The 22,581-nt window shown below is 68.6% G+C and carries 18 protein-coding genes; 11 read left to right on the plus strand and 7 right to left on the minus strand.

Going from position 1 to position 22,581, the window contains the following annotated elements; translation table 11 throughout:
• Positions 1-380: 380 nt before the first annotated feature.
• Entirely contained in the window at positions 381-986 is a 606-nt protein-coding gene (locus ACQ754_RS04665; protein ID WP_440995833.1) for a class I SAM-dependent methyltransferase, read from the minus strand.
• 101 nt (positions 987-1,087) lie between these two features.
• Here ACQ754_RS04665 and ACQ754_RS04670 point away from each other — a divergent pair, with 101 nt between their 5' ends.
• Entirely contained in the window at positions 1,088-1,558 is a 471-nt protein-coding gene (locus tag ACQ754_RS04670; RefSeq protein ID WP_440995834.1) for a potassium channel family protein, read from the plus strand.
• A 37-nt stretch (positions 1,559-1,595) separates the two neighbouring features.
• Here ACQ754_RS04670 and leuA read toward each other — a convergent pair whose 3' ends face one another.
• Positions 1,596-3,305, minus strand: coding sequence for a 2-isopropylmalate synthase (leuA, locus tag ACQ754_RS04675; RefSeq protein ID WP_440995835.1), 1,710 nt, complete (start codon positions 3,303-3,305; stop codon positions 1,596-1,598).
• 350 nt (positions 3,306-3,655) lie between these two features.
• Positions 3,656-5,785 (minus strand): ATP-dependent helicase, encoded by a 2,130-nt coding sequence (locus ACQ754_RS04680; protein WP_440995836.1) that lies wholly within the window; start codon positions 5,783-5,785, stop codon positions 3,656-3,658.
• Here ACQ754_RS04680 and ACQ754_RS04685 point away from each other — a divergent pair.
• Positions 5,765-8,203 carry an EAL domain-containing protein gene (locus ACQ754_RS04685; protein ID WP_440995837.1) on the plus strand — a complete coding sequence of 813 codons (2,439 nt, stop codon included), beginning with the start codon at positions 5,765-5,767 and terminating at the stop codon, positions 8,201-8,203. The genes ACQ754_RS04680 and ACQ754_RS04685 overlap by 21 nt on opposite strands.
• A 6-nt stretch (positions 8,204-8,209) precedes the next feature.
• On the opposite strand, the gene maiA is transcribed toward ACQ754_RS04685, so the two are convergent.
• Both maiA and ACQ754_RS04695 read right to left on the minus strand, forming a co-directional pair.
• The gene (maiA, locus tag ACQ754_RS04690) at positions 8,210-8,845 is read right to left on the minus strand and encodes a maleylacetoacetate isomerase (RefSeq protein WP_440995838.1); all 636 of its coding nucleotides are present in this window, start codon (positions 8,843-8,845) and stop codon (positions 8,210-8,212) included.
• Entirely contained in the window at positions 8,845-9,828 is a 984-nt protein-coding gene (locus ACQ754_RS04695; RefSeq protein WP_440995839.1) for a fumarylacetoacetate hydrolase family protein, read from the minus strand. The genes maiA and ACQ754_RS04695 overlap by 1 nt, the downstream gene beginning before the upstream one ends.
• A 109-nt stretch (positions 9,829-9,937) precedes the next feature.
• On the opposite strand from ACQ754_RS04695, the gene ACQ754_RS04700 reads away from it, so the two are divergent.
• From ACQ754_RS04700 to ACQ754_RS04730, 7 genes are all read left to right on the plus strand, one after another.
• A complete protein-coding gene (locus ACQ754_RS04700; protein ID WP_440995840.1) occupies positions 9,938-10,390 on the plus strand; it encodes a MarR family winged helix-turn-helix transcriptional regulator in 453 nt (150 codons plus the stop codon).
• An 81-nt stretch (positions 10,391-10,471) separates the two neighbouring features.
• Positions 10,472-11,770 (plus strand): homogentisate 1,2-dioxygenase, encoded by a 1,299-nt coding sequence (gene hmgA, locus ACQ754_RS04705; protein WP_440995841.1) that lies wholly within the window; start codon positions 10,472-10,474, stop codon positions 11,768-11,770.
• A gap of 157 nt (positions 11,771-11,927) precedes the next feature.
• A complete protein-coding gene (locus ACQ754_RS04710) occupies positions 11,928-12,905 on the plus strand; it encodes an ABC transporter substrate-binding protein (RefSeq protein WP_440995842.1) in 978 nt (325 codons plus the stop codon).
• Between the two features lie 2 nt (positions 12,906-12,907).
• Positions 12,908-14,971 carry a sensor domain-containing diguanylate cyclase gene (locus ACQ754_RS04715; RefSeq protein ID WP_440995843.1) on the plus strand — a complete coding sequence of 688 codons (2,064 nt, stop codon included), beginning with the start codon at positions 12,908-12,910 and terminating at the stop codon, positions 14,969-14,971.
• Positions 14,972-14,993: 22 nt separating this feature from the next.
• Positions 14,994-15,803: a metallophosphoesterase gene (locus tag ACQ754_RS04720; RefSeq protein ID WP_440995844.1), complete on the plus strand. Its 810-nt coding sequence runs from the start codon at positions 14,994-14,996 to the stop codon at positions 15,801-15,803.
• 67 nt (positions 15,804-15,870) lie between these two features.
• The gene (locus tag ACQ754_RS04725) at positions 15,871-16,155 is read left to right on the plus strand and encodes a hypothetical protein (protein WP_440995845.1); all 285 of its coding nucleotides are present in this window, start codon (positions 15,871-15,873) and stop codon (positions 16,153-16,155) included.
• A gap of 57 nt (positions 16,156-16,212) precedes the next feature.
• Complete coding sequence (locus ACQ754_RS04730) at positions 16,213-17,196, plus strand: L,D-transpeptidase family protein (protein ID WP_440995846.1); 984 nt, start codon at positions 16,213-16,215, stop codon at positions 17,194-17,196.
• On the opposite strand, the gene ACQ754_RS04735 is transcribed toward ACQ754_RS04730, so the two are convergent.
• Positions 17,187-18,041 (minus strand): fumarylacetoacetate hydrolase family protein, encoded by an 855-nt coding sequence (locus ACQ754_RS04735; RefSeq protein ID WP_440995847.1) that lies wholly within the window; start codon positions 18,039-18,041, stop codon positions 17,187-17,189. The genes ACQ754_RS04730 and ACQ754_RS04735 overlap by 10 nt on opposite strands.
• Before the next feature lie 22 nt (positions 18,042-18,063).
• Entirely contained in the window at positions 18,064-19,953 is a 1,890-nt protein-coding gene (locus ACQ754_RS04740) for a putative nucleotidyltransferase substrate binding domain-containing protein (protein WP_440995848.1), read from the minus strand.
• 160 nt (positions 19,954-20,113) lie between these two features.
• Here ACQ754_RS04740 and ACQ754_RS04745 point away from each other — a divergent pair, with 160 nt between their 5' ends.
• Both ACQ754_RS04745 and ACQ754_RS04750 read left to right on the plus strand, forming a co-directional pair.
• Complete coding sequence (locus ACQ754_RS04745; RefSeq protein WP_440995849.1) at positions 20,114-20,488, plus strand: response regulator transcription factor; 375 nt, start codon at positions 20,114-20,116, stop codon at positions 20,486-20,488.
• Between the two features lie 4 nt (positions 20,489-20,492).
• Positions 20,493-22,577, plus strand: coding sequence for an exonuclease domain-containing protein (locus tag ACQ754_RS04750; protein WP_440995850.1), 2,085 nt, complete (start codon positions 20,493-20,495; stop codon positions 22,575-22,577).
• Positions 22,578-22,581: the final 4 nt, after the last annotated feature.

The raw sequence follows: 22,581 nt of genomic DNA on the forward strand, positions 1-22,581 counted from the left end.
CTGAATCAGTCACAAGTCATGTGCCAATAGCTCACAAATTGTGGACCCGGGCAAAAAAATGCCGGCTCAGGGAGCCGGCCAAGAGGAGGAGAGATCAAAACCTCTGTTGCAATGCAGTATACACGAACTCCGAGGGATGTGAATACCTAGTCACGATAGGAATTCACGATCACAACCATAGGCATGGTGCATCGCGTCACAACTCATGCTTGCGTCCGCTGACTTGTACGGTAAGATCGACACCAACCTTGAAGGCGAAGCCCGGCGACAGATCGGGCTAGTCGGCCAAGGGGGGGAGAGGCTACAAAGCAAAAAACATTGGGCCCGCGAACGCGGGCTTTTTTGTGCCCGCCGGATCCGGCGGGCGCGACACCCTTCCCTCAGGCTCCGTCGGCTCGGCAGCGATAGCAGTGGGCCGGTGGGATGTTGCGCAACTCGAAGCCCCGGTCGACCTCGTCGAAATTCTCCTTGAGATAGGGGAAGACCGCGTTGGAGAACTGGAAAACCAGGAACTCACCCTCCTCGGCCAGCCCATCCCGGGTCTTTCGAAGGATTTCGTCACGCACGTGGGCAGGCATGGTGCTAAAGGGGATGCCGGAGACGATATAGTCGATCCCCTCCCACCCGAGGCGCTCCATCCAGCGATCCAGCTCGCCGGCGGAGGCATGGGCCACGGTCAGCCGGGGATCATGGATGCGCTCGCGGACGTAGTGGGCGAAATCCTCGTTGAGCTCTATCACCAGCAGCTCGCCGTCCTCGGGCATGCGCTCGAGCAGCGCCCGGGTAAAGGTGGCCACGCCGGGGCCGTACTCCACCACACGCTTGGCACGGGACCAGTCCACCGGCGCGAGGAGGCGCTCGATGAGATGTCGGGAGCTCGGGATGATGGAGCCGAGCATGGTGGGATGTTTGAAGAAATTGCTCGCGAACAGCCAGAAACCCGAACCCTTGGCGGTCCCGTTGGATGATCCATTCACGGCAGACACTCTGGCATTCTCCGTTGTAAACTTGCCCATCAAGCGCTAAAGCTTCGCAGCCCGGGCAACGTGAACGCAAGCCCGGCTCGTGGCCCTGTTCACAGATTCTGGTGCAAGAACAAACCACTACCCTCGCCCAGGCCCTGACGAGCGTCCCCCACTGGACGGTCGTGGTCACCACGCTGATCCTGGTGGGGGCGTGCGTGGTCATCCATTACGAGTGCCTCAACCTGGTCTGGAGGCGCCTCGTGGATACCGGGATACGCCATCCACCCCCGCGCCGCATGGTCGTGGTCATCCTGGCGATGCTCGGCGCGCATGTCGCCGAGATCTGGTTGTTCGCCCTGGGCTACCACTTGCTGCTGATCCTGGACGGCACCGGTGCCCTGACCGGCACGCCGGTGACCAGCTTGCTCGATTACGTCTACTTCTCCGCGGTCACCTACACCACGCTGGGCTTTGGCGACATCACGCCGGAAGGGGCGGTCCGAATGCTAGTGGGCACCGAGGCGATCACCGGCCTGGCGCTGGTCACCTGGTCGGCCTCGATGGCCTTCCTGGCCATGCAGCGGGAGTGGTAACGGCAGCATGCCGCTACCACTCACGGCCGCCGGCGCCTCAGGCGAAGCGCCGGTCGTGGCCGGCGCGGCCGAGCAGGACGCCTCGCCGGTCCTCCGGCAGGCGGGCCCAGATCCGATTGATACCGCTGATCACCGCCTTCACCGAGGCGCTGATGATATTGCCGTCCATGCCGACGCCGAAGATATCGCCGGGGACCCCCTCACAGGATAGCTCCACGAAGCACACCGCCTGGGCATCGGAGCCCCGGCCCATGGAGTGCTCCTCGTAATGCTGCACTCGCACGTCCGCGTCGAGGGCATCAAGCAGGGCGTCGATGGGGCCGTTACCGACGCCGGTGAGCACCTCCTCGCGGCCATCCTCGCGGACCTTCAGGCGAATGCCCTGACGGCCGTCCACGTCGAAGAGGCTCTGCCCGATATAGTCGACGGGGTGATCGAGCTCGAGATACTCGCGGCGGAAGATCTCCCACATCTCGTCGGCGCGGATCTCCGCACCGGTGCTGTCGGTGACCCGCTGGATGACGTTGCTGAACTCCACCTGCATGCGCCGCGGCATGGTGAGGTCGTAGTCGCGCTCCAGCAGGTAGGCCACCCCGCCCTTGCCGGACTGACTGTTGACCCGGATCACCGACTCGTAGGTCCGGCCCAGATCCTCGGGATCGATGGGCAGGTACGGCACGCGCCAGGGCTGATCCGGCGCCTGCGCGGCCAGGCCCTTCTTGATGGCATCCTGGTGGGAGCCAGAGAAGGCGGTGAACACCAGGTCCCCCACATAGGGATGGCGCGGATGGATGGGCAGCTGCGTGCACTGCTCCACCGTGCGCGCCACGTCATTGATACGGGAGAAGTCGAGCCCCGGGTGCACCCCCTGGGTGTAGAGGTTGAGCGCGAGGGTCACCAGGTCCACGTTCCCGGTGCGCTCGCCGTTGCCGAACAGGCAACCCTCGACACGGTCGGCACCGGCCATCACGGCGAACTCGGCGGCGGCGATGGCGGTACCCCGGTCGTTATGGGGATGGACGCTGAGGATGATGCCGTCGCGCCGGGCGAGGTTGCGATGCATCCACTCAATCTGGTCGGCGAAGATGTTGGGCATGGACATCTCCACCGTCGCCGGCAGATTGATGATCACGCGATTGTCCCGCGTTGCCTCCCAGACCTCGGTGACCGCGTCCACCACCTCGCGGGCGAAGTCCAGCTCTGTCGCGGAGAACGTCTCCGGACTGTACTGGAATGTCCACTCCGTCTCGGGCTGCTGCGCCGCGAGCTCCTTGATGCGCCGTGCACCGTTGATCGCCACCTCCCGGCTGCCGTCACGGTCGAGGTGGAAGACCAGCTCCCGGAACGCCGGCGAGGTGGCGTTATAGAGGTGGACGATGGCCCGCGGCACCCCGCGCAGGGATTCCATGGTCTTCTCGATGAGGTGGTCCCGCGCCTGGGTCAACACCTCGATGCGCACGTCGTCGGGGATGAGGTCCTCCTCGATGAGCCGGCGCACGAACGTATAGTCGATCTCGGAGGCCGAGGGGAAACCCACCTCGATCTCCTTGATACCCACCGAGACCAGCATCTGGAACATCTCCAGCTTGGTCTCCACCCCCATGGGCTCGAACAATGCCTGGTTGCCATCGCGCAGGTCGGTGCTCATCCACACCGGCGGCGCGTCGATGCTCGCGTCCGGCCAGGTGCGGTCAATGAGCTGAATCGGACGATAGGGGCGGTATTTCTTGGACGGATCGGACAACATCGCTGGGTACTCCTGATTCCCGTTAGCGGATTATCGGGGATGTGGCGATGCCGTGGCCAGCGGGCAGCCACAATTCCGTGGCCCGCTGACCGCTGATCAGTCGTCGCTGTCCGTTGATGGTACCGGGCGTCATAGCCGCTGGCTCCTCGCGTAGGTCCGCGATTCCCGCCGATTGGCGGGGAAAGAGATTCGTTCGATTGGGGGTATGGGGTGTAATTCAGCTGCGCGCAAGGCGCAGCAGAAGCAGCCCCGGCAGCAGGTGCCGGAGTCGGAGAAGGAGGGTGGTTGCGATATTCACGCGCATCATGCTGATAGTTAACGGCCGCGTACCGAAAATGTCAAGCGCGCCCTCAGCCCAGGGCCCGGCGCATCTCCGCCAGCCAGTCCCGCGGGCCGCCGCTATTGTCCGGCTCCACGGCAACAGCCCCTTGGCGCCGATCAACCACAGAGACCGGCTGGCCGCTTTCCACCTCGGCGAGGAAGCGCGACATGACCAACCGCCGCGCCGGCTGGCCCGCCCTGGCGGGCATCCGGTCCGCATGATGGAGGACGAGGCGATCGCGGGCCCGGGTAATCGCCACGTAGCCGAGACGGCGCTCCTCGGCCAGATTGTCCACTGCGCCGTCGCGTTCCATTGGCATCAGCCCTTCCGAGAAGCCGAACAGGTGCACCTCCGACCATTCCAGCCCCTTCGCAGCGTGGACCGTGCACAACGTCACCTTCCCCTCGCCAGCGTCGGCATCGTCGCTACCGCCGCTCACCACTTCCAAGGCGCTCGCCCAACGCCGGAGCGCATCGGCCTCCTCGGGCAGGCTATCGAGCCGGCGGCGCATCGCCGACTGGACCGCACGCAGCCGGGCATGCACGGGCCGCAACGCGCGCTCGACGTCCGTGTTGTCCTGCCGGGTACCACGCCGCGCCCGCCGATGTAGCCAGTCGTGGATCAGGGGCGTGGTGCGGCACCAGTCGAACAACGCCTCCGGGCCGCGCGCGGCGAGATCATCGATGGCGCGGCGCAGCACCTCCACCCCCTCAGCGGCCCGGGGCGACAGCGCGCCCCCCGCCTCCAGCGGATCCCCGCCACTGCCGAGCAGACGGCTGACACCCCGGGCCCCGAGCCCGGGCACCAGCTCCGCAAGCCGCGAGAGTGCCCGGATGTCCCGGCGATTCGCGGCGAGGCGCCCGGCGGCGAGCATCATGCGCACATCGGCGTGGGCGAGCAGGTCCGTACCCGCCTTGATCCGGTAGGGGACCGCCTGTTGCAACAACGCCGCCTCCATCTCGCGACCCATGCGGTTCTTGCGGTAGAGCACCGCCAGGTCATCCGGGCGCACCCCTTCCGCGATGGCCACCGCCAGGCGGGCCGCCACGCCCTCCGCCATGTCCGGGACGGTGTCGTAATGATGGAGGGCCACGCGGTCGTCCGACGGCCCCGGGCGCACCGCGTAAGGCTCCTTGTCGAGGCGGGCGCTGTTGTGGCGCACCAGGGCGACCCCACCGCCGACGATGGCAGGGGTGGAGCGGTAATTGCGCTCCAGCCGGTAGACGGCAGCGGACCAGCCCTCGATGAAGGTCCGCAGGTTCTCCGGGCGGGCGTGGCGCCACTCGTAGATGGCCTGGTCGTCGTCGCCCACCAGCATCACCGTGCGATTCGCCGGGGCCACCCGCTCCAGCAGCCGGAACTGCGCCGCATCGGTATCCTGGGCCTCGTCCACGGTGAGATCACGGATCTCGCCGGCGAGGTGCCCCTGTAACTCCGGGTAGCGCCGCAACAGCCGCGCCGGCAGGATGATCAGGTCGGCGAAATCGATCACCGCCGCCTCGCGCTTCTCCCGCTCGAAACGGCGCAACCGCTCCAATAGCCGGGCGCTGGCCACCGGCCCGAAGCCATATTCCCCTGCGGTGTCGACTAGGGTACCCAGGTCTGCCTCCTCGGTCACATCCAGGCCACGGGCGTTGATCGCATCCACCGCCTCCAGAGCCTGGAGCCGGCGCTCGCGATCCGAGAAGGGACCGGCAAGCAGGGCGTCGAGCATGCGCCGGGCGTCATCGGCATCCATCAGGGTGGCGTTGGCGGGCACACCGATATGCCTGCCCCAGCGGCGTAACAGCTGGTTGCCGAAGCTGTGGAAGGTGCCGATCCAGGGCAGCTCGAGGCCGGCCGGCAGCCCGGCCCGGATGCGCTCACGCATCTCCCCCGCCGCTTTGTTGGTAAAGGTGAGCAACACCATGGAGGCACCGTCCACGCCGGCCTCGGTGAGTCGGCGCACCGCCCGTTCGGTGGTACAGCGGGTCTTCCCCGAACCGGCACCGGCGAGCACGGCAGCCGGCCCGTCCTCGTGGGCCACCACCCGTTTCTGGTCGTCGTCGAGCATGGCGCGAAGGGTACGCCATCCGGCGGCGGGCGCACAGATGCCATAGCGGTGGCACTCGCCACCCAGGTCGGCCAGAATGCAGGCATGGGGCGAACGGGTAGGCATCGTGAACTGCCGCGGGAGGTGCGGGTGCTGCTCGAGCGCCTGCCCACGCCGGTGTTGCTGGTCCGGAAGAGCGACGGGGTGGTGATCTTCGCCAATGAGGCGGCCGCCCACTGCCTCGGCAGCACCTCCGGGGGCCTCGCGGACCTGCCCTTCTCCGCACTGTTCGACGCCCCGCCGCAGTACCCGGAACCCGACGGGGGCGTACCCATTCAACCCCGCGGCAGAGACGGGCGGGGCCTGGGCGGCCGGCTATCGGACCTCCCCGCCCCCCTGGACCACCTCCGCCTGGTGATACTCGGACCCGACCCACCCGCGGAGGGCACAGGCCACCCGCAGGAACCGAGCCTCATCGCCGCGGAACTGGCGGAGCGGCTCAAGGAACTCGACTGCCTCAATCGCATCAACGCGGCACTCCAGCGGCCCGACCTCTCCACCGCCGAGGCCCTGCAACGAGTGGCCGACGCCCTGCCCCAAGGCTTCCGTTATCCGAACGAGGCCGTTGCCTGCGTGTCCTTGGGCGATGGCCAACGCTATTGCAGCGACGCCGCCGTCGACCGCATGGAGCACTCCCTGAGCCGGCCCCTTCGGTCCGATGATCGGGAGCTGGGCCATATCGTAGTGGGGTACCCGACGAACCTGGCCTCCGGGGAAAGCGACCCGTTTCTCGCCGAGGAGGGAGATCTCCTCGACATGGTGGCGGCAAGGGTGGTGGCGCTGCTGGAGCGGCAGGACTATGAGAAGTCATTGCGTCAGGCCGCCCACGTATTCGCCAGCGCGCGGGAGGGGGTCATCATCACGGACCCGGACCGGCGCATCATCAGCGTTAATACGGCCTTCACCCGAATCACCGGTTACAGCGAAGCGGAAGTCCTCGGCAAGACCCCGGCCATCCTCTCCTCCGGCTACCACGACGAGGCCTTCTACGAGGCCATATGGCGGAACATTGAGGCGCAGGGTCACTGGCAGGGCGAGATCTGGAACCGCCGCAAGGGCGGAGAGCTATATCCCCAATGGCTGAGCATCACGGCCATCCATGACGATGACGGCGGGTTGATCAATTACGCGGCGGTATTCTCCGACCTCTCGCGAATCAAGCAGACCGAGGCGGAGTTGGAACACCTGGCCCACTACGACCCGCTCACGGGTCTGCCCAACCGGACACTCCTCAGCAGCCTCCTGGACGAGCGCCTCGCGGGCAGCCGCCAGCGCGGGGATCGCCTGGCCGTCCTGCTCTGCGACGTGGCGCGACTGAAGGACATCAACGACAGCCTCGGTTACCAGGCCGGCGACCAAGTGCTCCAGGGCATCGCGGAGCGCCTCGGACAACGGGTGCGCAGCGAGGACCTGCTCGCCCGTCACGGTGGCGACGAATTCGTCGTAGTCATGGAGCATCTCCACAGCGACGCTGACGCCGGTCACCTGGCGCAGGCGCTCATCGAGCGGGCCGCGGCACCGCTGACGTTATCCTCCGGCCAGCAGGCCTCCTTCGGCATGAGCGTGGGCATCGCCCTGTTCCCCGACCACGGGGAAACCGCGGCGGCGCTACTGCAGGCCGCCGAGGCCGCCATGTATGACAGCAAGGCGCGGGGCCGGGGGGATTACGTGTATTACCGGCCCGGGCTGACCCGCACCGCGCAACGCCGCCTGGAAATGGACATCGGCCTGCGGGAGGCCCTCGATGCCGGCGAGCTCGCCGTGCACTTCCAGCCCCTGCTCGCCGTGGCCGACCGCCGGGTGATCGGGGCCGAGGCCCTGGCCCGCTGGGCTCGTCCCGACGGCGCCGCAATACCGCCGGAGGAGTTCATCCCCGCCGCCGAGGACAGCGGCCTGATCCTCGCCCTCGGCGAGTACGTCCTGGACCACGCCTGCGCCGCCGCGGCGGAATGGCACGCCCGCGGCCACCGCGAGACACGGATAGCCGTCAACCTCTCTGCCGCCCAATTCCGTGATCCCCGCCTGGTGGACAAGGTGGCCGAGCGCCTACGGATGTATGGCCTGCCGGCCAGGGCCCTGGAGGTGGAGCTCACCGAGCGCCTGCTGGTCTCCCCGGACGCCGGGACGCGGGAGGCCATCGCGGCCCTTAAAGACCTCGGGGTGTCCCTGGCCATCGACGACTTCGGCACCGGCTACTCGGCGCTGGCCTATCTACAGGACCTTGAGGCGGACACCATTAAGATCGACCGCCGCTTCATCCGGAACCTCCCCGCTGACACCCGCAATGCACGCCTGACCGCCACGGTCATCGCCATGGGGAATGCCCTCGGCCTGGAAGTGCTCGCCGAGGGCGTGGAGACCGAGGATCAGCTCGCGTTCCTGCAACGGGAGGGATGCCTGCTCTTCCAGGGTTTCCTGGCCGCGCCCGCGATCCCCGCCCCGGACTTCCTCCGCCTGCTGGAGGACGCGGGGGCGCCCCCCTAGGGTCGTTTATAGCGCGTCCGGCCGACGCTCGGGGCGGGCGGCGTCGAAGGCGGGCAACGCCAGGCAGGCCTCATTGATGGCCCGGATTCGGGGGTAATCCCCGAGATCCACCTCGAAGCGGTGGGCATTGTAGACCTGGGGCACCAGGCAGACGTCGGCGAGGGTGACACTGTCCCCGTGGCAGAAGCCCCCGCTGCGATCCTCCGCCAGCATGGCCTCGATGGCGCGGAAGCCCTCGTGGATCCAATGGTGATACCAGGCCAACCGATCATCGTCGCTGACGCCCAGGGTCCCGGTGAGGTACTTCAGCACCCGCAGGTTGTTCACCGGGTGAATATCGCAAGCCACCATCTGCGCCAACGCCCGCACCCGGGCCCGGCCACCGGGATCGGCAGGCAGCAGCGGCGGCTCCGGATAGCGCTCCTCAAGGTATTCGCAGATCGCCAGGGACTGGCCCAGGCGCAGACCATCGTCCTCGATCATCGGCACCAACCGCTGGGGGTTGATCCCGGCGTAGGCCGCGCCGCCCTGCTCGCCCTCGCGCAGGTTCACAGGCACCGACTCGTAGCCGATACCCTTGAGGTTCAGGGCGATCCGCACCCGGTAGGCGGCGGTGGAGCGGTAGTAGTCGTAGAGCCGCATCAGCCCCGGTACTCCTCCACCGACTGCTCGATGGCCCCGAAGATGGTGGCGCCGTCATTGCCGAACATCTCGATGCGCACCCGGTCGCCGAAGCGCATGAACGGCGTCTTCGGCTCGCCGTGCTCGAGCTTCTCGAGCATGCGCCGCTCGGCGAGGCAGCAGGACCCGAGGCTGCGGTCGTAGTTGGAGATGGTGCCGGAACCGACAATGCTCCCCGCCTCCAGCTCCCGGGTCTTCGCCGCGTGGGCGATGAGCTCCGCGAAGTCGAAGGTCATATCCACGCCGGTATTGGGGCGGCCGAAGGCCTCGCCGTTGAGATGCACCACCATGGGCAGGTGTGCCTTGACCCCGTCCCAGGCGTCGGCGAGCTCGTCGGGGGTGACCGCCACCGGCGAGAATGCGCTGGCCGGCTTGGACTGGAAGAACCCGAAGCCCTTGCCCAGCTCACCGGGGATGAGGTTGCGCAGGGAGACATCGTTGACCAGCATCAGGAGCTTGATGTGCTGCGAGGCCGCCGCGGGCTCCACGCCCATGGGCACGTCACCGGTGATCACCGCCAGCTCGGCCTCGAAGTCGATCCCCCAGTCCTCGCTCGCTGCAACGATGGGATCCCGGGGCCCCACGAAGGAATCGGAGCCACCCTGATACATCAGCGGGTCGTGCCAGAAGCTCTCCGGCATCTCCGCCCCACGGGCCTTTCGCACCAGCTCCACGTGATTGACGTAGGCGCTGCCGTCCGCCCATTGATAGGCCCGGGGCAGGGGGGAAGCGAGCGCGTTGGCGTCCAACTCGAAGGCACCGTCGACATTGCCGGCATTGAGCTGCTCGTAGAGCGCCTGCAGCGGCTGCGCCTTGTTCGCCCAGTCATCCAGCGCCGCCTGCATCGTCGGCGCCACATCGGTGGCCTCCACGGCACGGGAGAGATCGCGGGATACGACGAGTAGCGCGCCGTCGCGCCCCCGTTTCAGGGAAGCGAGTTTCATGTTGCCTCCGCGTTTGATGTCGATCATGGCCTGCCGTCGGGGCGGCCTCTAGGCTCCCGGAAAGTAGTTTCAGGCGAAATCGAAGTCAAGCGACGGACGGATCTCCCCCATGACCTTAGCCACCCGGCGCGAAAGCGCAAGCCATCACCTCCTCCCCGGTTCCTTGTGCACCCTCGCCGACGGTATCCAGGCGGCCCTCGATCGCGCCTGCCGAACGACCGCCGGGATTCGGCTCGCCGACTGGCGGGTGTTGGCGGTGCTCGAGGCCGAGGGGACCGTCTCCGCCGGCGCCGTGGCCCGCCGCGCCGGCATGGAGCCGCCCCGGGTGACCCGTGCCATCACCCGCCTGCGCGAGCGTGGCCTGATCTGGCGCCGCACGGATCCCGCCGACCACCGGGTGGCACGCCTCGGCCTCACCGCCGCGGGTCAGGAATGCCTGGACACCCTCCACGGCCTCGACAGCGACGCCCCCGAGCGGCTGCTCGGCGGCCTCTCCGAGACCCAGCGCCAGGCCATATCACTGCTGCTCGCACGCCTTGGGGAGACTGCCCCCGAACGGTAGTTTCGTTCAAAACTAAATGGCGGTACCATTCCGCGGCATGGGCCGGTAGGGCCCGTCGAACCCATCGAGGAGGAGGCCGACATGCCGCAGGATGACCACCGTTATCTCAGCGGGTTCCGCAATTACTTCGAAACGGAAGCGGAACCCGGTGCATTGCCCGTGGGGCGCAACTCCCCGCAGCGCTGCCCCTATGACCTCTACGCCGAGCAGTTCTCCGGGACCGCGTTCACCGCGCCGCGCAACCAAAACCTGCGCAGCTGGCTCTATCGCATCCAGCCCTCGGTGGTACAGCAGCCCTTCGAGCCCGTCGAGCTCGGCCACCTGCAGGCACCCACCCAGGGCCGCCCGGACCCGAACCAGATGCGCTGGAGCCCGATGCCCTTCCCGGAGGCGCCCACCGATTTCATCGAGGGGCTGTTTGCCGTGGCCGGCAACGGGGACCTCCACGCCCAGGCCGGCTGCGGGGTCTACCTCTACGCCGCCAACCGATCCATGGACGGGCGCTACTTCTACTCCGCCGACGGCGAATGGCTCATCGTGCCCCAGGACGGTGGCTTGGAGATCGCCACGGAGATGGGCATCGTCGACGTCCGCCCCGGCGAGATCGCCTTGATTCCCCGGGGGCTGAAGTATCAGGTGCGCCTGGCCGGCGAGCATGCCCGGGGCTATATCTGCGAGAACTACGGGGCGTTCTTCCGGATCCCGGATCTCGGTCCCATCGGCGCCAACGGCCTGGCCAACCAGCGTGACTTCCTCGCGCCTGTGGCCGCCTACGAGCAGGAGCGCGGCGATTTCCAGCTGGTGGCCAAATTCTGTGGCAACCTCTGGGCCGCGGGCATCGACCATTCACCGCTGGACGTGGTCGCCTGGCACGGCAACTACCATCCCTGCAAGTACGACCTGGCGCGGTTCAACACCATCAACACGGTGAGTTTCGACCACCCGGACCCGTCCATCTTCACGGTGCTCACCGCCCCCACCGACACCCCCGGGACGGCGAACGTGGACTTCGTCATCTTCCCGCCCCGGTGGATGGTCGCGGAGGACACCTTCCGCCCCCCCTACTTCCACCGCAACGTAATGAGCGAGTTCATGGGGCTCATCCATGGGGCCTACGACGCCAAGGCCGAGGGCTTCGAGCCGGGTGGGGCCAGCCTGCACAACTGCATGACCCCCCACGGACCGGATACCGAGACCTTCGAGAAGGCCTCCACCATGCCGCTGGAGCCGGTTTACCAGGGCGACACGCTGGCCTTCATGTTCGAGTCCCGGTATGTATTCCTGCCCACCGAGCAGGCGGTGGAGGCGGATTTCCGCCAGCGCGATTACATCGACGTCTGGCAGGGCCTGGAGGCGAAGTTCGACCGCAACCGCCGCTGAGCGACGCCCTCCGGCGACACCTCGTTGACACCCCGTGGCAGCGTGCTGCCGCGGGGTGTTGTGCATTCCTGCCCCCAAGATGCTCCGTTGCAACAGGGAAATAATGCGGTAGATTGCCACCGGAATAATGACGAGCTGAATGACTACGGGGGAATGCATGGCACGCGGCCACTGCACCATGGCGATGCTCGTATGCGTCGTCCTCGCCGTGTCCGCCTGTTCCGAGCACGGGGCGAAGACACCCACCCTGCGCCTGGCCACCAACCCCTGGCCCGGCTACGGCTACTTCTACATCGCCCAGCAACAGGGCTTCATCGACGACGACCGAATCGATCTGGAGTTCGTGGACACGGCCTCCCTCGCCGACTCCCGCCGGGCCCTGGAGCGCGGGCAGGTCGAGCTGATCGGCGGCACCACCATGGAGCTGGTGCAGATCCACCATGAGGCGGACCTCGGCGTACAGGCCATTATGGCCCTCAACCGTTCGGTGGGGGCGGACTGCATTCTGGCCCGGGACCCCCTCGACGGCCCGGCCGAGCTGGCCGGCCGGCGCGTGGCCGTGGAACCGGGCTCGGTGAACCTCCTGGTCCTGGCTGCCGCCCTGGACCGGGCCGGCCTGGCCGTCGATGACCTCCAGCTGGTGGTCATGCCCCAAGCGGAGATGCGCCAGGCCCTCGCCGACGGTCAGGTGGACGCGGTGGTCAGCTACCCGCCCCGGGCACAGCGCATCGCACGCCTGGAGGGCGTGCGCCGCATCTTCGACACCAGCGAGGCCCCGGAGACGGTGATCGACGTGCTCATCGCCCGGACCGAGACCATCGAGGCCCACCGAGCGGCGCTGGTGCACCTGCTCCGCGCCCATCAACGGGCCCTGGCATGGGCGGAACAACACCCCGACCGTGCCGTGACGCTGCTGGCCCGGCGCTCCGGCGAGGCGACCCACATGGTGGCCGATTCGCTACGCGGCATCGAGATGCTCGGGCTCAACGAGCAGCAGCGCTGCTGGGGCGAGGACGGCTGCCTGGCGCGGGCCCTGCGGCGCAGCGAGGACGCGGTGGCCCTGTTCGACGGCGATGCCGACCGCCATGACCCGCAGGCGTTGCTGAACCCCACGCTGGTCACGGAGGCGAGGTAGTGATGCACGAGGGCATCCGCCCCTGGGAGAGGACCGGCGTGCGGCTCGCCGCCTCCCTGCTACTGCTCTCGGCGGTGTTCGTGGCGGCCATCGGCTACAGCGCCTATAGCCAGAAGCGCGCGGAGGCCGTGGAGACACTGCGCAAGGAGGCCCTCAACCTCTCCCGGGTGATGAACTACGCCGCCGAGACCACAGCCTCCCTCAACGCCCTGGAACGCTTTGTCCTGACCGTCGCCGCCAACCACCAGGTCCGCGCCGTGGCCCTGGTGGACGGCGCGCGCAACCAGGTGGTGGCGAGCTCGCGGCATGCGTGGCGCGAGCGTCCGGTGGCCGAGCTCCGGGACACCATCGTCGGCCCCTGGCTGACTCGCCCCCTGGACGACGACAGCCTCACCCACTGGCTACCGGAGGCGCGGCAGGCGGTGGCCATCTCCCGGCTATGGCTGACCAACCCCACCACCGCCGTGGGACAGTCCCTGGCCGGGGGACGGGTCGTGGTGGTGATGGACGGCAGCCAGCCGCTGGCCCAGGCCAGCACCAGCGCCGCCATGCAGGCCGCCTGGACCGCCCTGGGCGCGGCCGTGTTCATGGCGATGGCCTACCTGATGGTGCGCACCCAGTTTCTCACCCCCCTGCGACGTGTTTACCGCGCCCTGCGCGCCCAGCATGCGGGTCACACGGAGCAGCGCGCCCCCGAGGTAGGCGGCGCGGAGATGCGGCTTCTCGCCCGCCGGGCGAATGACTTCTTCGATCTCCACCGGCGCCTGGAGCGCTACCGCCGGCGCCTCGAGGTCTACCGACGCGTCTTCAACGACCTGCCGGTAGCGGTGTTCCGGGCACGGTTGCACGGCGAGACGGCGGAGCTGGAGGCCAATCCTGCCTTCCGCACCAGCCTCGGCACGCGGGCACTCGGCCGCACCAGTCGCCGCGCCCTGGAGACCCTGTTCGCCGACGCCGACGAGCGGGACCGTTTCATGCAGGCCCTGCGGGACGACGGCGAGGTCCGGGCACGGGAAGTGGAGATGCGGACGGCGACGGGCGAGGAACCCCGCTGGATCGCGCTGACCGCGCGGCTCACCCGGGATGACGACACCGAAGTCATCGACGGTATCGCCGAGGACATTACCGAACGAAAACGGGCCCTGGCTGCCCTGCAGGCGGAACGCACCCGGCTGCGCGACATCGCCAACACCATACCGGGTGCGGTGTTCGAGTACCGTCGGATGCCCGATGGCAGCGAGTCCCTGCCGTACGTCAGTGACGGCGTCGCCCGCCTCTTCGACCTCCGTGCCGACGAGTCCCCCAATGACCCGGCCACGCTTACCGCCCGGATCCCCGCCGATGACCTTACCGCCCTGCAATCGGCCACACGAGCGGCCAACCGTCCCGATAACGGCGAGTGGCACGTCGAGTTCCGGGTGGAGACGGCCCAGGGGGTGCGTTGGGTACTCGGACACGCCGTGGCGGCCAGCGACCCCCAGCCCGGACGGCTCTTCCGTGGGGTACTCATGGACATCAGCCGCCGCAAGGCCCTGGAGGAGCAGCTCAAGCGCGCCGCCACCCACGATGCCCTCACCGGCGCGCTCAATCGTGCCGGCTTCGTGCCCATCCTCGAGCATGCCATCGAGCAGGCGCGCCGCTACGGCCACCCCCTGTCGCTGCTGCTCGCCGACATCGACCACTTCAAGCGCATCAACGACCACCACGGACACGAGTTGGGCGACCGGGTCCTGGAGCGTTTCGCCGTGGTGATCCGCGAGCGGCTGCGTGCCAGCGACCTTCTGGTGCGCTGGGGCGGTGAAGAGTTCATCATCCTGCTGCCCCAGACCGACGCCGGTTGCGCCCGCGTGGTGGCCGAAGAGCTCCGGCGCAACGTCGCCACGGCGGAATTCCCCGTCGCCGAGCACGTTACCATGAGCGTGGGGGTGGCGGACCTGCGCGAGGAGGATAACGTGAAGTCGCTCATCCGCCGGGCGGACGCGGGCACCTATAATGCCAAGCGCGAGGGACGGAATCGGGTGGCCAGCGCGGATTCTGCGGACCTACCCGGTCACGGGCTCGGCTGACACGGCTTGCAGGGGCGGAGACGTGCGCATACAGGCGGTCAGTGACATTCATCTGGAGACCCGCAACGGCGAGACCCTGGAGGCACTGGTGCCGCCCGCCAGCGCGGATGTCGTCGTCCTCGCCGGGGATATCGCCACCGGGACCCACGGCGTCGAGGCCGCGGCACGGCTCTCCGCGACCCGCTCTGTCCCGGTGATCTACGTCCTCGGCAACCATGAATACCACGGCTGGTACCATCCGGAACTCGCCGGCCAGTGCCGTGAGACCGCCCGTGCGCTACGGGCCCGTGGCATGGGCGAGGTCCACGTCCTCGAGCGGGAGGTGCTGCAATTGGGTCGGGTACGGTTCCTGGGGGCCACCCTGTGGACCGACTATCGCCTGGGCACGGCCGGCGATCCCGCCGCGATCCGGGAGAATCAGCGCCTCGCGGCGGAAACGATGGTGGACCATCACTTCATCCACACCGAAGAAGGACCGTTCACCCCGACACAGGCCCGGGACGATCACCTGGTCAGCCGGGAGTGGCTGGACCATACCCTCGCCCGGCGGTGGGACGGCCCGAGCGTGGTGGTCACCCATCACCCCGGCATCCCGGCGCTGTGCCATCCCGGCTATCCGCGCAACGGCCTCAGCGCCGCGTTCGTCTCGGATCTCCGGGCGCTGGCCCACACGCGGCGTCCGGCGCTCTGGATCTCCGGGCACACGCATGCCAACGCCGATTTCACGGCCCACGGCACCCGTTTCGTCGCCAACCAGCCCGGCTATCCCGAGGAGTCACCAGCCGCCATCGACGGTGTCGCCTTCGATCCGGCCAAGGTGATCACCCTGTAACCGTGGCGTCATCCCGCGGAACTACCATGGGTCCACTACTCGAGAGCGGCCCACGAGGACGGAGCCCATGGAAGACAGCGCCCCCCTCCACCCGCGCAGGCGCCACCAGCCCCTGCATACCCCCACCGGTGCGCGCTACCAGGCGGCCACCGGGGATGTCGTCCAGCTCTGCTGCGGCGGCGAGTGGATCGACGTCCGCCTGCTCGCGGTGCGCGCCGATGAGCTCGTCGGCGTGGCGCTGGCCCGGTATCCGAGTGACGGTAGGGCCCGGCGGCCGCCTCGGGCGGGAGAGCGTCGGCTGCTGCGCTTCCGCGAAGATCACATCTGGCGCTGCGTCGAGCTCGCCCGCTAGCGACGCCTGCCACAAGCTGGCACGATAGCGGCCTGTTCGCCCCCGGGAACGAGGAACATGCCGCAGCCCCCTTTCGACCCCCGACGCCGGCGACTGCTGCAGGCATTGGGTGCCTTACCCGCCATCGCCCCCGCGCTGGCCAGGTCGGATCCGTTGGAGACCGCCCGGACCCACCTCTACCGCTGGCCGACACCGGCCAACGGCGACGCCCTCGTGGGCCGCACCCACGTCAGCATCGTCCGCGACGGCGAGACCCTGCACCACGTGGCCCGGCGCTTCGACCTGGGGTACTGGGACATTCTCCTCGCCAATCCGGACAAGGACTTCTGGCTGCCGGGCGACGGCACCCCGGTGATCGTGCCGCGGCGCTTCATCCTCCCGGACACACCCCGGCAGGGGATCGTAATCAATGCCCCGGAGCTGCGGCTGTACTATTACGGCGAGGACGGCCGGCACGTGGACAGCCACCCCATCGGTATCGGCCGGCAGGACTGGGGCACACCGCTGGGCACCGCGCGCGTCACCGAGAAGATCCCCCAGCCCGCCTGGTATCCACCGGCGTCCATCCGCGCCGAGGCGGCCGCCCGCGGTGAGCGGCTGCCACGGGAGGTGCCGCCGGGCCCGGACAACCCCCTCGGGGCCTATGCCCTGATCCTGGACCTGCCGGGCTATCTGATCCACGGCACGAACCGCCCCGCCGGCGTGGGCATGCGGGTCTCCCATGGCTGCGTGCGACTCTACCCCGAGGACATCGCTGCGCTATTCCCCCAGGTCCCGCGGGGGGCGCCGGTACACCTGGTGCACCAACCGGTGAAGACCGCCTGGTCCCAGGGACGCCTGTGGGTTGAGGCCCACCCGCTGCCCACGGATCAGGACTACACGGCGAAGGACCTACGCTTCAGTGAGCGCGAGCGCAACGCCCATGCCACACGCATCAGCAACGAGGCCCTGGAACGCGGCCACCTGGTGGACCGCAATCGGGTAGCGGCGGTTCTCGAACGGCCCACCGGGGTGCCTACGCCGGTCACCGGCTACGACTGATCCTCCACCGCTACCACCCGGTGGTGCTGCTCGCCGAGCCCCTCCACCCCGAGGCGCACGGTGTCCCCGGGCTGGAGGAACCGCGGTGGCTCCATGCCCAGACCGACGCCGGCCGGGGTGCCGGTGGCGATGATGTCACCAGGCTCCAGGGTCATGTAGCCACTGAGATGCGCGATGAGCTCGGCGACTGGGAAGATCATCTCCGCGGTGGTTCCGTCCTGCATGAGCTCGCCATTGACCATCGTCCACAGCCGGAGCGACTGCGGGTCGGGCACCGCTTCCGCGCTCACCAGATGGGGACCCAGCGGGCAGAAGCTGTCATGGCTCTTGCCCTTGGTGAACTGGCCCCCGTGGTTCCGCTGCCAGTCCCGTTCGGAGACATCGTCGACCACGCAATAGCCGGCCACATACCTAAGGGCGTTCGCGGCAGTCACCCGCCGCGCCGGCATCCCGATCACCACGCCCAGCTCCACCTCCCAATCCAGCTGCTCGGCACCGGGTGGCCGGAGCAGGTCATCATCCGGTCCGCAGACCGACGAAGACGCCTTCTGGAAGACGATGGGCCGGTCGGGGGGCCGTGCCCCGGTCTCCCGGGCATGATCCCGGTAATTCAGACCGATGCCGAGAATCTTGCCGGGCCGCGCGATGCACGGCCCGAGCCGCGGCGAGCCCGCCACCAGCGGCAGCGACGCGGGATCCAGGGCCGCCAGGGCCTGTAGTGATTCCGGGGCGAGGGCCGCCCCGCCGAGGTCATCGACCTGCCCCGAGAGGTCGCGGGGCACGCCGTCGGCGTCCAGCAGGCCCGGTCGCTCGGCGCCGGGGGGACCGAACCGGATCAGTCGCATGGTGCTCGCGTCTCCTGATGCGTCATACGTGATAGCGGACCTCCAGCTTGCGCTGCAGGGCACGGGCCTGGCGGAAGGCCTCCTTGAGGATGCGTCGGTCCAGTGGGTTGAGGGTCTCCGGATCCAACCGGTTGTTCATCGCCTCCCCGGCGCGGGCCTGGCCCTGGTGCAGGCGCATGCGCAGGAGCTGGATGAAGGCGAAGGAGCGCCGCCAGGCATCCGCCTCGTCCTCACCGGCGATGCCCGCCTCGGCGAGCCGGCGCAGCCGCTCCAGGGTGTTCGCCTCCGCGATCCCCGCCTCCAGGCAAAGCAGCCGGGCACCGTCGACGAAGGGCGTCAGCCCCCGGACCTTGAGGTCGAGGACCTCCCGCCGGCTGCCGGCCTCACGCTCGGTGATGAAATCCCGGAACAGCCCCAGCGGTGGGCGATTCTGCAGGGCGTTCCCGGCCATCATGTGCAGGAAGATGGAATTCTTCCCGGTCAGGGCGAGGACCTCCTCGAAGAGCCGCTCGGCGGGCTCCGGGGGCCCCCAGATAGGGCGCATATCGAAGTATATGCTCGATTTCAGCAGGTTCTCGGGGGTAGGGCTGACGATGATCCGCCGGAACAACCCCCGCCATTCGTCCAGGGACAGGCACAGACCGGGATTGCTCGCCATGATGTTGCCGGGGCACAAGGGAAAGCCACAGGCCGCCAACGCCTCATTGATGCGCCGCGCCAGCGGCAGGAGCCGCTCCCGCACCGCCTCTGCCGTCTCCCCCGGCGGCAGTTCGAAGAGGATGGCGTTGTCCTGATCGGTGACCAGGGTCTGCTCGCCGCGGCCCTCGCTGCCGAAGGCGAGCCAGGTGAAGCCGATGCCGGGATCTCCATACTCCTCGCGCACCAGCTCGATGGCACGCATGGCGGTTCGGTCGTTGAGCAGGGTAATGATGCGGGTCAGCTGCTCCACCTCGGCGCCGTGGGCCATCATCGTGTCGATGAGCGGCTGCACCCCGCGACGGGACTCCGCCAGCTCTTCCACGGAGCCCGCCCGGCTGATCCCGCGCATGATATGCACGACGTTGATGCGCTGCAGCGCGAACAGATCCCGTTCCGAGACCACCCCCACCAGGCGCTCGTCCCGGGTCACCACCACGTGACGGATGTGCTCGCGGGCCATGAGCAACACCGCCTCGAAGGCGAAGGTCTCCTCGGGCAAGCCCAGCGGCTCCGGCGTCATGGCATCCGCGACGGGCTGATCCAGGTCGGCCCCGGCACTGACCAGGGCGCGGAGGTCGTGGAGGGTGAAGATACCGGCGGGCCGGCCCGCCTCATCCACGACTACGATACTGCCGACCTTGCGCCCGTGCATCCGTGCCACGGCCTCCCGTGCCGGCGTGCGCGGCCCACAGGTAACCGGCTCGCCACGCATGAGCTCACCCAGGGGGGTATCGAAGCTGGTCTCCGCCCCGAGGTTTTGGGCCGCGGAGACCTGGATGTGGCGCTGGACCTGATCGAGCAGGCTGCTCACCCCGCGGATACAGAAGTCCCGGAACGGCGGGCTCTCCGTGAACAGCTGGGCGAACACCTCCCGCCCGACCCGGTAGCACCGGGTCTCACCGAGGGCGCGGTAGACGGTGCGCGTGGCGCGCTCGCCGAGCAACGCCCCCATGGGGAAGCTTTCCCCCGCCCCGAGCTCGAAGCGCTCACCCTCGGCAAGGGGCCGCTCCCCCTCCACACCGCCGATGGCGACGATATAGAGATACTCCACCCGGCGGTTCCCGGGCTCCAGGATGACCTCCCCGTCGGCAAATGCCAGCACCTCGGCATGGGTGGCGAGCAGGTCACGATGCCGCGGTTCCATGGCATCGAAGGGCGTGTGCCCCTCGAGGAAACGCTGGATCGCCTCAGGCTGTTCATCGACGCTGTGCATCGGCACCCCCGCCTACCGTTTCCGGCTCCACCGACAGCCTACCCTCGCGACGGGGAACGGTCGAATACCATATACTGGTCCAATAAGGGGTCGTAGGGCCCCGGGAGGAGAGGGGCGCTGGAAGCGCCCGCGTGCGCCAACGAGATAACGGGATCGATCCATGTCGAAGCACGTGCTCGTCGTCGACGATGAACCCAACATCGTCCTGTCTCTGGAATTCCTACTCGAGCAGGCAGGCTTCACGGTCACCACAACGGACAACGGGGAGGACGCCCTGGCCGCGGCACGCGAGCAACGCCCGGACGTGGTGCTGCTCGACATCATGCTCCCCGGTACCGACGGCTACGAGATCTGCCAGACCCTGCGCGACGACCCCGAGCTCGCCGAGGTGCCGGTGATCATGCTCACCGCCCGGGGCCGTGAGATCGACCGCGAGAAGGGGATCTCGCTGGGCGCCGACGACTATATCGTCAAGCCTTTCTCCACCAGCGAGGTGGTGGAGCGCGTTCGCCGGATCGCCGGCGAGGGGGGCTGACAGGGTGCGGGGGTTCCGCCTGCCCCCGGTGCGCCGCCGCCTATGGCTGCTGGTGGGCACGGCCACGGCGATAGCGCTGGGTGGCGGTGCCACCGCCACCTACCTCGCCGCCCAGCCCCAGTGGCCCGCGGCGATGACCGCCGCGGCGGTAGCGCTCCTACTGTTGGTCTGGGTATCGCTGGATTGGCTGCTGTTCCGGCCGCTGGCGGCAGTCGACCGCGGCGCCCGAATCATGGCCCGCTCCAACCCCGCCCACGCCCTGGAGCTGGGCCGCCACCACTGGCTCGGCGAGCTGCCGGACTCGGTGCAGGCGCTGGGGGATGCCCTGGCACGGAGCCGCGCGGAGCTCGACAAGGCGGTCGCCTCCTGGTCGGCGCAGATCGAGGACCGAAAGAACCGCCTGGAGACCGTGGTCCGCGAGATCCGCGAGGGGGTGGTGGTCTGCGACGGCGAGGGCCGCATCCTGCTCTACAATGAGGCCGCCCGCGCCCTGCTCCGGGACCAACCCGCCCTGGGCCTCGGCCGTTCCGTCATGGACGTGCTCGCCCACCTGCCGCTGGAGCACACCCTGGAGATGCTCCGCCACGGCAGCGCCAACGGCGGCAGCGAGGGCCACCGCGGCGCGGACTTCGTCTGCGCCACCGCCGATGCCTCCCGGCTGCTGCGCTGCCGGCTCGGCCTGCTCCCCGATGGCACCGCCGAGAACGGGGGCTTCGTGCTCACCCTGGAGGACGTCAGCGCCGCCACCCGGGACCTGCTGCGCCAGGAGCGGGCGCTGCGCCGCGCCATCGAGGACCTCCGCGACCCCCTGGCCAGCCTCAGTGCCGCCGCGGACAACCTGGAAGCCGCCGAGGAGAAGGGCCTTGCCGATGCCCGGCAACGCTTCGAGCGGATCATCCGCGACGAGAGCCGGCGCCTCGCCTCCGGCTTCGACACCCTGTTCCACGAGGCGCAGAACGTGGTCACCGACCCCTGGCGCCTAGCCGACCTGTATTCCGAGGACATCCTCGCCAGCGTGCAGCGCACCGATGCGGCCCTACCCGAGGTCCGGCTGATCACCGCCGGGCACTGGCTGCGGGCCGAGGGCTACCTCATCGGCCAGGTACTCCGGGAACTGCTGCTGCGCCTGGGCGAGGAGCAGGGGGTGGAGACGGTGGAGGTGGAGACCACCACCCACAAGGATCGAGTCTATGTGGACCTGGTATGGGCCGGCGAGGCGGTGCCCTCCGCCCGCCTGGCGGGCTGGCTCGACGCACCGCTGGAGGACGCCGGCAGCACCGTAACGACCCGCGAGGTGCTTGACCGCCACGACACCGCCATCTGGAGCCGGGCCCATCCGGAGCGGCCGGGGCATGCCCTGCTGCGCCTGCCCCTGCCGGCCTCCCAGCACGAGCCCGAAACCCGCAACCCCCTGCCGCCGCGCCCCGAGTTCTATGACTTCAGTCTGGGCGAGCGTGCCCGACCGCTGGGGGAGCTGGCGGAACGGCCGCTGGCGGAGCTGGATTACGTGGTCTTCGATACCGAGACCACCGGCTTGGAGCCGAGCCACGGTGACGAGATCATCCAGATCGGCGCGGTCCGCGTCTCGGGCACCCAGGTACGCGACGGCGAGACCTTCGAGACCCTGATCAACCCGGGACGGGAGATCCCCGAGACCTCGACGCGCTTCCACGGCATCACCGACGAAGACGTGGCGGACGCGCCGGATATCACCGTGGCCCTGCCGCGGTTCCGGGAATTCGTCGGCGATGCGGTGCTGGTGGCCCATAACGCCGCCTTCGACATGCGCTTCCTGCGGCTAAAGCAGCGCAACACCGGGGTACGCTTCGACAATCCGGTGCTCGACACCCTGCTGCTATCCATCCTCATCCACGACCACACCCCCGACCATGCCCTGGAGTCCATCGCCCGACGTCTGGGGGTGGAGGTCTCCGGCCGCCATACCGCCATGGGCGACGCGCTGACCACCGCGGAAATCTTCACCGCTCTGGTGCATCTGCTACCCGACCACGGCATCGTCACCCTGCGCGACGCGGTGAACGCCTCCGAGCGCATGGTGGAATTTCGTCGCCAGCAGCGGGCCTTTTAGCGGG

Origin of the sequence: Arhodomonas sp. SL1 (assembly GCF_052060015.1) — a bacterium.
Taxonomy (GTDB): domain Bacteria; phylum Pseudomonadota; class Gammaproteobacteria; order Nitrococcales; family Nitrococcaceae; genus Arhodomonas.

Bases quoted from the DNA above. Each gene is read 5' to 3' on its own strand.
- leuA (WP_440995835.1), bottom strand. From the start codon at position 3,305: ATGTTGTCCGATCCGTCCAAGAAATACCGCCCCTATCGTCCGATTCAG.
- ACQ754_RS04685 (WP_440995837.1), top strand. From the start codon at position 5,765: ATGGGGCGAACGGGTAGGCATCGTGAACTGCCGCGGGAGGTGCGGGTG.
- ACQ754_RS04680 (WP_440995836.1), bottom strand. From the start codon at position 5,785: ATGCCTACCCGTTCGCCCCATGCCTGCATTCTGGCCGACCTGGGTGGC.
- maiA (WP_440995838.1), bottom strand. From the start codon at position 8,845: ATGCGGCTCTACGACTACTACCGCTCCACCGCCGCCTACCGGGTGCGG.
- ACQ754_RS04695 (WP_440995839.1), bottom strand. From the start codon at position 9,828: ATGAAACTCGCTTCCCTGAAACGGGGGCGCGACGGCGCGCTACTCGTC.
- ACQ754_RS04700 (WP_440995840.1), top strand. From the start codon at position 9,938: ATGACCTTAGCCACCCGGCGCGAAAGCGCAAGCCATCACCTCCTCCCC.
- hmgA (WP_440995841.1), top strand. From the start codon at position 10,472: ATGCCGCAGGATGACCACCGTTATCTCAGCGGGTTCCGCAATTACTTC.
- ACQ754_RS04710 (WP_440995842.1), top strand. From the start codon at position 11,928: ATGGCACGCGGCCACTGCACCATGGCGATGCTCGTATGCGTCGTCCTC.
- ACQ754_RS04715 (WP_440995843.1), top strand. From the start codon at position 12,908: ATGCACGAGGGCATCCGCCCCTGGGAGAGGACCGGCGTGCGGCTCGCC.
- ACQ754_RS04725 (WP_440995845.1), top strand. From the start codon at position 15,871: ATGGAAGACAGCGCCCCCCTCCACCCGCGCAGGCGCCACCAGCCCCTG.
- ACQ754_RS04730 (WP_440995846.1), top strand. From the start codon at position 16,213: ATGCCGCAGCCCCCTTTCGACCCCCGACGCCGGCGACTGCTGCAGGCA.
- ACQ754_RS04735 (WP_440995847.1), bottom strand. From the start codon at position 18,041: ATGCGACTGATCCGGTTCGGTCCCCCCGGCGCCGAGCGACCGGGCCTG.
- ACQ754_RS04740 (WP_440995848.1), bottom strand. From the start codon at position 19,953: ATGCACAGCGTCGATGAACAGCCTGAGGCGATCCAGCGTTTCCTCGAG.
- ACQ754_RS04745 (WP_440995849.1), top strand. From the start codon at position 20,114: ATGTCGAAGCACGTGCTCGTCGTCGACGATGAACCCAACATCGTCCTG.